Genomic DNA, 7,542 nt, shown 5'->3' on the forward strand with positions numbered 1-7,542 from the left:
TCGTTCGCGGGTGGTTTCGACACGACCCTCGGCAAGCGCCTCGGCCCGGCTCAACCAGCGTGTCGTGAGTGGCGCAGCCCGTACTGAAGGAGGCAAGCGGGACGACACAGCCCGGTCAACCCAGAAACACGAACAGCAGCTGCCAGCTCACCCGGCGAGCTGCTGAGTCACGACTTCTCGAGGTAGCCGAGCTTCGAAGGTAGAAGGATCGCGTCGACGAGCGCAGCGAGGGCCGGATGATCTGCCAGGGGGAGATCTTCCAGCACGATCTCGGTGGCCAGCGCGCGGGCATCTTCGATGACGTCGGCGTCGTCGAGCAGGGAAAGGAAGTGCAACGACGATTTGCCGCCGGACTGCAGCGAGCCGAGGACATCGCCTTCGCGGCGCGCTTCCAGATCAACCCGCGCCAGTTCGAAGCCGTCAGTCGACCGAGCCACCGCGTCCAGCCGGTTCCGGGCACCGGTCCCCTCGTGGGCCGCCGTCAACAGCAGACAAAGGCCCGCATGCCGACCGCGACCCACCCGCCCGCGGAGCTGGTGCAGTTGGCTCACGCCGAACCGTTCGGCGTTGACGATCGCCATCATCGTCGCGTTGGGCACGTCGACGCCGACCTCGATGACCGTCGTGGCGACCAGGACGTCCAATTCGCCGCGGGTAAACCGGTCCATCACCTCATTCTTCTCATCTGCGGGCATCCGGCCGTGCAGATAGTCGACGGTGTGGGCGGCGAGCGGACCGGAGGTGCTCAACTGCTGCCACTGGTCGAGGACGGAGATCTCCGCCGACTCTGCATTGGATTTTTCGTCGCCGATCCGCGTACACACCACGTAGACCTGACGACCCTGCTGCACTTCCTCGGCCGCGCGTTCCCATACGCGCGTGACCCACTGCTTCTTCTGCATCGGCACCACGTTGGTGGCGATCGGCTGTCGGCCCCGCGGCAGTTCACGGAGCGTGGAGGTTTCCAGATCGCCGAAAGTGATCATCGCGACGGTGCGCGGGATCGGCGTCGCCGTCATCACCAGAAAGTGCGGACGATTCACTCTGCCTTTGGCGCGCAACACATCTCGCTGCTCCACGCCAAATCTGTGCTGCTCGTCGACAACTACCATCCCGAGGTCAAAGAACTCCACGTTGTCTTCGAGAAGTGCATGGGTGCCGATCACTATGCCGGCCTGCCCGGTGACGATGTCAAGCAGGTTCTGCCTGCGCTCAGCGGTCTTCTGTGAGCCGGTGAGCAGCGCAACCTGCGTGGCGCCGTCGGCCGCACCGAGTTGCCCGGCCAGAGCCAGATCACCCAGCATCGTCATGACCGTCCGATAGTGCTGTGCGGCAAGGACTTCCGTCGGCGCGAGGATCGCGCACTGGTGTCCGCCATCGACGATGCGGAGCATCGCCAGCAGCGATACGAGTGTCTTACCGGAACCGACTTCGCCCTGCAGGAGCCGGTTCATCGGGTGCCGCTCGCCAATATCGTGCCCGATCTCGCCAAGTACCTCCTGCTGCCCGCCGGTCAATTGGAACGGGAGCTTCGCCAGTAGCCGACTCTCCAGACCATCGGGCACAGGCGGGCAGGCGTGCGCCGACTCAGTTCCCGCCGCGATCCTGTTCTGCGCCAACGCTGTTTGCACCGCGAGCGCCTCGTCGAACTTCAACCGCCGCGTCGCCGAACCGATGTCGTCCTGAGTGTCAGGCAGGTGAATTTTGCGAATCGCGTCATCGCTCGCCATGAGGCCACGCTCGGCGCGCTGCTCCGGAGTCAGGACGTCGCTCGTGGGCCCAAGATCGGCGAGCACGCGCCGGATCGCCCGCCAGATCTCCCACGTCTGCACATCCTTTGTCGCCGGATACATCGGCACGATGTCCCGCGAGAAGTGGTCCATGTCCTCCGCCGACGCCACATGATCGGGATCGGCCTGCGCCTGCTCGGAGTACATTTCGGTGAGCATTGAGGTGCCCACCACCGAATCATCGAACGCATCGGGCAGGATCAACCATTCCGGATGGCTCAGCTGAATCTGCTCGCGGTAGTACTTCACGGTGCCGGCCAACGCGATCCGCGTTCCGGGCAGCAAACGCTTCTTCATCCACCGCGCATTGAAGAAGCTGACCTCGTAAGTACGCCGACCGTCGTTCACCGTCACCTTCAGGAAGCTGCCCGGCTTACGCTTCATCGGGATCATGTCGGTCTTGGTCACATGGCCGACGACGTTAATCCAGCTCCCAGCCTCGGGCGCCTCCGCGTCGGCGGTGTCGCCGCGCGCGAGATAACGGCGCGGTACGTAGCGGAGCAACTCCCCGACGGTCACCAACTCCAGATCGGCCAGCTTGCCGACCAGCTTCTGGTCCAGCGCGCTCGCGGTGAGCTCGGTGGTCAGATCCAGGGCCATGCGCTACTCGACACCGATCTGCAGCAACTGCCCCGGCTGCCCGCCGTCGTAGATCGCCAGCTCCATACCCGGGTACTCGTAGGAGACGTGCTCGGTGATGGCCGCGCACGCCGCCTCGTCCAGGTCCGCGCCAGCCAAGATGGTGACCAATTCGCCGCCCATCGCCAGCATCAGGTCGATCAGTGCTGTCGCGGCTTCGACCTGACGCTGCTTGATGACCAGCACATTGGACCCGATGAGCCCCAGGATGTCGCCCACCTGGCAGGTGCCGGCCAGGGTCATCATCATCCCGTCGGCACTGCGCACCGAACCCCAGCGGGTCGCGCCCGCAGCTTCGGCCATGGCGAAGGCGTCGACGTCGGGTGACTCGCCCGGATCGTGCACGGCCAGGGCCGCCAGGCACTGCACCATCGATCCGGTCGGCAGAAAGACCAGGGTCCGTTTGGCCGACCGAACCTGCGCGCCCACCGACACTAGGTCGGCAGAGGCGAGCATGCCGTTGCCCATGACGATGGTGTGCGCGCTGTCGGCCGCCCGGATCGCCTCGGCCACGGCGGCCGGATCCACACCGTTATCCGCGCGCACCGCGACCGCGCCCGCCTCGGCAAACAGGGCTGCCGCAGCCTCGCCTTTGGCCAGGACGAGCACCGCGCGCTTATGTCGCGGCGGCGGCTCGTTGGCCCCCGGTGCGTTGCGCGCCTCATCAAGTAGGAAGCAGCTGATCCGGATGTCGCGCACCTCGCCGATCCGCACACCGGCCTCCACCGCGGCGCCAGGCAGATCGGTGTGCACATGCACCGAGAACTGTTCCCGCTCGGACGAACTGTCCCCGACAATCACGACCGAATCGCCGAGCTCGCCCAGTTCATCGCGTAATCCGCCAATGCGGGTGCCGTCGGCGACCAGCAGGTACATCACTTCGAAATCAGTGTCGCCGGAGCCGGAGCATTCGCTGTCCCGGTGGCCGTTGTCGCCCATCGACCCGCGATACGCGCGACGACGATTCGCCAGCCCGGTCACTACCAGTACCAGCGAATCAAGCAGCACCAGAAGTCCGCGTGCACCCGCATCGACCACGCCCGCATTGGCCAACTCGATCATCTGCTCGGTGGTGTTCTCCAGCGCCACCGCCGCCTCGTCGGCGACGGCGCGAACGAGATCGGCGGGTGAACCTTCGATCTCGCGGGCAGCGGTGTCCGCGGCCACCTGCAGCACGGTCAGCACGGTGCCTTCCCGCGGAATACTGACCGCCCGGCGGGCCGCCAGCGATGCCAGGCGCAGACCGTTGGCGGTCAGCCGGTTGAAGCTCGGATCATTCTCTGCGCGCGCCAGGTCCGCGGCATCGGCCAGACCCATCAAGATCTGCGACAAGATGATCCCGGAGTTGCCGCGGGCACTGACCACCGCACCATCGGCCAGCGCGCGCATCACTGAGGCGACGTCGGCCGTGCCGTAGTCGAGGTCATCGAGCGTCGCGGCGGCTCCGGCCATGGTGAATGCCATATTGCTGCCGGTGTCGGCGTCCGGGATCGGGAAGACGTTGAGGTCATTGATTTCCGTACGCTGGGCTTCGAGGCCCTCGGCGCACGCGTGCGCCCAATCTCGGATCAACCCGGGACTGACCGGGACTCTGCCCGCGGTGCGCTGCACGTTCTCCTCCGGCCCTTCGTCGCCCAACATCGTCGCGCCTATGAGATTACGTGGCCGCCGACTCCGGTGGCCGCACAACCCGGGCTCGGCCCGATTTGCTCACGAGAGTGCCCGGCGGTTAATCTTGTCGGGTTGCCTTCTCCAGGCGCATCATGCGTCCGGTAGGCGAGTACCACTGATCATTATTCAACCAAGGGAGTTCGATATGGCTGCCGTTTGTGACATTTGCGGCAAGGGCCCCGGCTTCGGCAAGTCGGTTTCGCACTCGCACCGCCGCACCAACCGTCGCTGGAACCCGAACATCCAGTCGGTGCGCGTCGAGGTGGCCCCGGGCAACCGGGCGCGCAAGAACGTGTGCACCTCGTGCCTCAAGGCCGGCAAGACCACGTCGGTCTGAGCCAACAGCTCACCGCAGCACTTAACCAAACCGCCGCCCCGCGTTCACGCGGGGCGGCAGTTTGGCGTCCGCAACCTTCACTGCGTCATGCCATGACAGGCGGGATGGCCCGGCCATCGGGCGACGCCTACGCTGAACCCATGAGCGAAACCACCATCCTGCACGACGACGGCGTCCTGGAAATCTCGGTCTCCCGGGACAGCGCGGGCAATCCCCTCGACCACGAGTCGATCATCGTCGGCACCGAAGCCCTGCACGAGGTGATGCGCGGGCGCACGCCAGCCCACGCGATACTCCTGACCGGCCAGGGCAAGAACTTCTGTGCCGGCGGGAATGTCGCCGGGTTCGGTGCCGCCGCTGACCGCCGCGCCTATCTTCGCGGCCTCGCACACGACCTCAACACCTTCCTGTCGGCACTACACGCCACCCAGCGACCGGTGGTCGCCGCCGTCACCGGATGGGCAGCGGGCGCCGGAATGTCCCTGGTACTCAACGCCGACTTCGCTGTCGGCGGTACCTCGACTCGCATGCGTCCGGCCTACCCGGGGATCGGCCTCTCCCCCGACGGCGGCATGTCGTGGCTGCTGCCGCGCATCGTCGGCCTGGCCCGGGCCCGCACCATCCTGATGCGCGATGAAGTGCTCGACGCGCCGACTGCGCTGGCCGATTCGCTGCTCAGCGAACTGGTCGACGACGCCTCGGTGCACGCCCGCGCCCGCGAGCTCGCAGCGGAGTTGGCGGCCGGACCGGCCGGTTCCTACGCCGCCATCCGTCGCCTACTGATGGGGTCGTGGTCGAACTCCTTCGACGAGCAACTGCGCGCCGAAGCCGAATCGATTGCCGATCTGGCCATCACCGGCGAGGGCGTCGAGGGTGTGGACGCTTTCCTCGCCAAGCGCACCCCGAACTTCCCGGGCGCCCGCCACTGACGCGCCCGCCGCTGACCCGGCTGCCGCCGACGGGTTGCCCCCGGCAGGGAAGCATTTCCGCTAGGGCAGGCGCCAATCAATCGGTTCGCCACCGAGGTCTTCGAGTTCGGCATTGGCCCGACTGAACGGCCGCGAACCGAAAAAACCCCGACTCGCCGACAGCGGCGACGGGTGCACCGATTCGATCGTCGGAACGCCGGGCAGCCACTGGGCGGCCTTGCGCGCATCGTTGCCCCACAGGATCGCCACAAGCGGCTCGTCGCGTTCGGCGAGCGCGGTGATGGCACACTCAGTCACCGCTTCCCACCCCTTGTTCCGGTGGCTGCCTGCGTTACCTGACTCCACCGTGAGCACCCGGTTGAGCAAGAGCACCCCTTGGTTCGCCCACGGCGAGAGATCGCCGCTGACCGGCGGCGGGAAGCCCAGGTCCTCGACGTACTCCTTGTAGATGTTGTTCAGGCTTCTCGGCAGCGGCCGCACCTCGGGCGCCACCGAAAAGCTCAGCCCGACGGCGTGCCCGGGCGTCGGGTACGGATCCTGTCCGACGATCAGCACCCGCACATCGTCGAACGGGCGGGTGAAGGCCCGCAGCACGTTGGCCCCAGCCGGCAGGTAGTCGCGCCCGGCGGCGTTCTCGGCGCGCAAGAACTCGCCCATCGCGGCGATCTGCTCCTCCACCGGTGCGAGCGCGCGCGCCCAGCCAGGATCGATCACGTCGGCCAGCGGCTTCAACGTCAGTCGAGTCGGCGTAGGTCGCGGGCGTAATACTGGGCGTTCTGGAAATACAGTTCGACGTTGCCGATGAGGTGACCTTCGGGCACTTCGACACCCTCGCGCACCTTGGCCGGGACGCCGACCGCCATCGAGCGCGCCGGGACCTTGGTGTTGTACGGGACCACCGCACCGGCGCCCACCACGCTGCCCGGCCCGATCACCGAGCCGTTGAGCACCACCGAACCGGAGGCGATGAGGCAGTCGTCGCCGATGTCGGCGCCTTCGATGTGCGCGTTGTGCCCGACGACGCAGCCCGCGCCGATCACCGTCGGATCCTTGAACGTGCAGTGGACGATGGTGCCGTCCTGAATGTTGGTCCGGGCACCTACGGTGATGGTCCCGTAGTCGCCACGCAGCACCGCGCCAGGCCATACCGACACGCCGTCGCCGAGGGTCACATCCCCGATCACCGTCGCATCCGGATGGATATACACATCCTTTCCGAGAGCGGGTTCGCGATCACCGAGTGCATAGACAGCCATGGCTCGATCTAACCGCATCGGGCAAACACCCCGCCGACCATTAGGTCAGGTTTCCCCGCCAGGCTCAGTTCCCGAAGTCCAGCGGCATCGGTGCCAGATCGTCAGACAGGTTCGAGACTTGGGTGAGCGGGGCGTTGCCTGCCCCCGTCGGCACCCACATCGCCACGTACGGACGACGATCCACCAGCACCCACGCCTGACCGCGCCCCTCGATGGACTCGGTCTGGAACCACTGCGCCGCGTTGATCACCTGAAGCGCACTGGTCGGCGCCAGGCGATCGGGCCGCGCCACCCCGCACCGGAAAACCACCGGGTCGGCAGAATCCTCACCGCGGGTCGGTTCCCACCGCACCGTGTTGCCGTCAACTTGTTTGCCGCCGAAACCGTCGAAAGTATCGGGCAGTGCGGCGATCAGCGGACCACACTTGTCGGCGGCTTCGGTCGACGTCGCGTAACTGTCGATCGGAATCTTCGCTGCTTCGGCGGTCTTGAGCGCAGCAAATGCGATGAAGCCGATGATCGCCATCGTCGGGATCGCTACCAGCGTGGCAATCAGGCCCGGCGATAACCGGTAGTCCGCGGTAGCCGTCACCGCCTGGTCCGCCTGGTCCACCTGGTCCACCTCCGCCGCCTGGTTGACGTCCGGCCGCTCGGTTGGCGTGTCGTCTGGCTCGCTGTCGGGCGCCGGTTCACTCTCGGTCATGAGACGACTGTAGCGAGGCGTAGCATCGGCGCCGTGCACAAGGCGACGGCTCCCGACCGCGGCACCACCGTGGGCGAGGTCGGCGAGCGGGCGCTGATCGCGCTGTTCGCGGCGGCCGCCCGACGTGCGGAGAACTCCGGCGATCAGGCCGTCGACGACGTCGTGATCGGCTCCGGAGACGACGCTGCAGTCCTGACCGGCGGCGGCGCCGTCGTGA

The 7,542-nt window shown here is 66.7% G+C and carries 7 protein-coding genes and 1 pseudogene; 3 read left to right on the forward strand and 5 right to left on the reverse strand.

Translation table 11 applies throughout. The features are described 5' to 3' along the window. Nucleotides 1-167: 167 nt before the first annotated feature. Together WAW85_RS07590 and WAW85_RS07595 are read right to left on the reverse strand one after the other, a co-directional pair. On the reverse strand, nucleotides 168-2,390 hold the full coding sequence (locus WAW85_RS07590; protein WP_422559018.1) for an ATP-dependent DNA helicase RecG: 2,223 nt from the start codon (nucleotides 2,388-2,390) through the stop codon (nucleotides 168-170). Between the two features lie 3 nt (nucleotides 2,391-2,393). Then, a complete protein-coding gene (locus WAW85_RS07595) occupies nucleotides 2,394-4,070 on the reverse strand; it encodes a DAK2 domain-containing protein (protein ID WP_422559019.1) in 1,677 nt (558 codons plus the stop codon). Between the two features lie 175 nt (nucleotides 4,071-4,245). Here WAW85_RS07595 and rpmB point away from each other — a divergent pair, with 175 nt between their 5' ends. Together rpmB and WAW85_RS07605 are read left to right on the forward strand one after the other, a co-directional pair. Then, nucleotides 4,246-4,437: a 50S ribosomal protein L28 gene (rpmB, locus tag WAW85_RS07600; RefSeq protein WP_422559020.1), complete on the forward strand. Its 192-nt coding sequence runs from the start codon at nucleotides 4,246-4,248 to the stop codon at nucleotides 4,435-4,437. Nucleotides 4,438-4,577: 140 nt separating this feature from the next. Then, nucleotides 4,578-5,366 carry an enoyl-CoA hydratase/isomerase family protein gene (locus WAW85_RS07605; RefSeq protein ID WP_422559021.1) on the forward strand — a complete coding sequence of 263 codons (789 nt, stop codon included), beginning with the start codon at nucleotides 4,578-4,580 and terminating at the stop codon, nucleotides 5,364-5,366. Nucleotides 5,367-5,426: 60 nt separating this feature from the next. Here the strand turns inward: WAW85_RS07605 and WAW85_RS07610 are convergent, their stop codons facing one another. The 3 genes from WAW85_RS07610 to WAW85_RS07620 form a co-directional block, all read right to left on the reverse strand. Then, nucleotides 5,427-6,104 (reverse strand): uracil-DNA glycosylase, encoded by a 678-nt coding sequence (locus WAW85_RS07610; RefSeq protein WP_422559024.1) that lies wholly within the window; start codon nucleotides 6,102-6,104, stop codon nucleotides 5,427-5,429. Further along, nucleotides 6,101-6,622: a gamma carbonic anhydrase family protein gene (locus WAW85_RS07615; RefSeq protein WP_422559022.1), complete on the reverse strand. Its 522-nt coding sequence runs from the start codon at nucleotides 6,620-6,622 to the stop codon at nucleotides 6,101-6,103. The genes WAW85_RS07610 and WAW85_RS07615 overlap by 4 nt, the downstream gene beginning before the upstream one ends. Before the next feature lie 64 nt (nucleotides 6,623-6,686). Beyond that, entirely contained in the window at nucleotides 6,687-7,325 is a 639-nt protein-coding gene (locus WAW85_RS07620) for a DUF3515 domain-containing protein (RefSeq protein ID WP_422559023.1), read from the reverse strand. A 33-nt stretch (nucleotides 7,326-7,358) separates the two neighbouring features. Between WAW85_RS07620 and WAW85_RS07625 the strand changes: the two are divergent. Next, nucleotides 7,359-7,542: pseudogene (locus tag WAW85_RS07625) on the forward strand (hypothetical protein); the annotation flags it as partial.

This window comes from Gordonia sp. (in: high G+C Gram-positive bacteria), from assembly GCF_049299075.1.
GTDB lineage: Bacteria > Actinomycetota > Actinomycetes > Mycobacteriales > Mycobacteriaceae > Gordonia.